3 protein-coding genes are annotated in these 2404 nt (G+C 60.1%); all 3 read right to left on the bottom strand.

Annotated elements, in window-relative coordinates; all coding sequences use genetic code 11:
- Positions 1 to 16 precede the first annotated feature (16 nt).
- The 3 genes from tnpC to ACXYMN_RS19795 are packed head-to-tail and all read right to left on the bottom strand — an operon-like array spanning position 17 to position 2320.
- Positions 17 to 1528 carry an IS66 family transposase gene (gene tnpC / locus ACXYMN_RS19805; protein WP_459015809.1) on the bottom strand — a complete coding sequence of 504 codons (1512 nt, stop codon included), beginning with the start codon at positions 1526 to 1528 and terminating at the stop codon, positions 17 to 19.
- A 55-nt stretch (positions 1529 to 1583) separates the two neighbouring features.
- On the bottom strand, positions 1584 to 1937 hold the full coding sequence (tnpB, locus tag ACXYMN_RS19800; protein ID WP_459015808.1) for an IS66 family insertion sequence element accessory protein TnpB: 354 nt from the start codon (positions 1935 to 1937) through the stop codon (positions 1584 to 1586).
- Positions 1934 to 2320, bottom strand: a complete 387-nt coding sequence (locus ACXYMN_RS19795; protein ID WP_459015806.1) for a transposase — start codon at positions 2318 to 2320, stop codon at positions 1934 to 1936. The genes tnpB and ACXYMN_RS19795 overlap by 4 nt, the downstream gene beginning before the upstream one ends.
- Positions 2321 to 2404: the final 84 nt, after the last annotated feature.

The following is a 2404-nucleotide window of genomic DNA, read 5'->3' as shown; positions in this document are numbered from 1 at the left end:
GTAAGCGGTGCGCCGTTCACACTGGATTGACGTAGTTCCAAGGCAGCAGCAGATTGATATCGGTTTGTTTGTGCCCGCCTGCGATGGCTTTCAGGACACCGGACAGATAGCCATGGGGCTCGATCCCGTTGAGTTTGCAGGTCTCGATCAGGGATGCGATGACGGCCCAGTTTTGCGCTCCAGCATCATGGCCTGCGAAGAGTGCGTTTTTGCGGTTGAGGGCGATGGGACGGATGGTGCGCTCGACGGCGTTGGAATCCAGTTCGATGCGACCGTCGTCGAGGAACCGGCATAACCCTTCCCAGTATTTAGCGATATATTTCAGGGCCTCTCCGGTCGGCGATTTTGCCGAGACGCGGGCGCAGTTCTGGGCGAGCCAGAGCTCGAAGGCGTCGATGATGGGTTTTGAGCGGTCCTGTCGTGCAGCGTGCCGTTGATCGGCAGGTAGGCCGCGCAGGTCTTTTTCGATACGGCAGAGTGCCTGGATTTGTGCCAGGCCTTCCTGCGCGATTGGAGCAGCGCCAGATTGGGTGACGTCATGTAATTTTCGCCGCGCGTGTGCCCAGCAATAGGCCAGCACCACATCCTGTGTAGGGCGTTTGAGTAAGCGGTTATAGCCTGCGTATCCATCAACCTGCAGGGTACCGCTGAAGCCGCTCAAGATGTTATCCGCATGCTGCCCTGACCGACCGGGCGCATAGGTAAACGCCACTCCGGGAGGATCGCCGCCGCCCCATGCCCGGTCATCGCGGGCAAGGGCCCAGAAGTATCCGGTTTTTTTGCGTTTGCGCCCTGGTGCCAGAACTGGCGCAGGGGTTTCGTCCATGAAGAGCTTGGTGGAGCGCTTCAGATCGGCCATGAGCGCCTCATAGACCGGGGTCAATTCAAACGCCGACTTGCCTACCCACCCGGCCAGGGTCGAGCGATCCAGATCGATCCCTTGGCGGCTGTAGATTTGTGCCTGCCGATAGAGCGGCAGGTGATCCGCATATTTTGAGACGAGCACATGGGCGAGCGTTGCTTCGGTTGGCATGCCGCCCGCGATGATGTGGGCGGGTGCAGGAGCCTGGGCAATCCCGCCCTCGCAGAACCGGCAGGCATATTTGGGACGGCGGGTGACAATCACCCGGAACTGGGCCGGGATGATGTCCAGCCGTTCGCTGACATCCTCGCCAATGACGTGACGCTCAGTTCCGCAGGCGCAGGATCGCTCGGGTTCAATGACCACCTCAACCCGTTCCAGATGTTTGGGTAGTGATCCGCGATTGGTCTGGCGCGGCTTTGGGGGCCGCACGGGCGCAGTCCGCTCTTCCGCGTCGATCTCGGCTTCCACCTGCGCGATGGCGGTCTCAATATCCTCGAGTTCCAGTTCATACTGGGCCGGGTCAATCTTCTCGGATTTGGCCCCGAAGAGCGCCTTCTTGAACGAGGCGACCAAGGCCTCAAGCCGCGCATTCTGATCCTGCTGCGCACGGATGATCGCCTTCAGTTCGGCAATGTCATCGGGCAATTTGTCAGGCACAGTCATGCCCCATCTCATAACAAAACAAGGGCAGATTGACCCGCGCAAACGACCCCGTGAGTCACTCCGCCGCAGCTGGGGCTGCCACCTCCAAAGGGCGCACGCGCCGCCAATCCAACCCCGCAAACAGCGCCTCAAACTGGGCCGGTTCCAGGCGCATCACCCCGTTCTTGACCGCGGGCCATGTGAAGCTGTTATCTTCGAGCCGTTTGTAGGCCATCACCAACCCGCTACCGTCCCAGTAGATCAGCTTCAGCCGATCCGCGCGCTTGGCGCGGAACACATAGACCGACCCATCAAACGGCTTCTGGCGCAGGTGGCTCTGCACCAAAGCGGCCAGCCCATCATGGCCCTTGCGGAAGTCCACCGGATCACTGGCCACAAAAATCCGCACCTTGTGGGATGGCGTGATCACGGTGTCAAAGCCCGCACAATCTCGGCAAGTCGTGTCGCTGGCGTTGCCGCATCAAGACGAACGGTGATGTCGCCCTTGATCACATCCAGCGTATTGGAGAACGGGTTGGGCAAAGGCTGGGCAACTGGCACAGACGCCTCAACCTCAACGGGCACAAAATCTATGCCGTCCAAATTTGGCAGAACCAGTTTGCCCTGCCGCGCCATCCGCCGCCAATCAGACACCGTGCTGGGGATCAACTCATACCGTTTCGCAACCGCATTGACCGTCTCGCCTTCAATCAGAGTCTCCGCCACGATCCGAGCCTTCAACTCCGGCGGCCAATTCCGCTTGCCGTCCGCCCGGCGCGGTACCCTTGCCAGAAACTCGCTTGTAGCTACCATCACGAAACTCCCCACAAATCAAAGAAGCCTCTGAATCGCAGATCAGGCGTCATGCCGTAAGTGTGGGAGCGGCGCACCGCTTAC

This window comes from Roseivivax sp. CAU 1753, assembly GCF_054482575.1.
Note: the sequence above shows the minus strand (reverse complement) of the source record. Positions and strands in the feature narration are given on the sequence as shown.

Excerpts from the sequence above, each read along its gene's own strand:
- tnpC (WP_459015809.1), bottom strand. The coding sequence starts at position 1,528 with ATGACTGTGCCTGACAAATTGCCCGATGACATTGCCGAACTGAAGGCG.
- ACXYMN_RS19795 (WP_459015806.1), bottom strand. The coding sequence starts at position 2,320 with ATGGTAGCTACAAGCGAGTTTCTGGCAAGGGTACCGCGCCGGGCGGAC.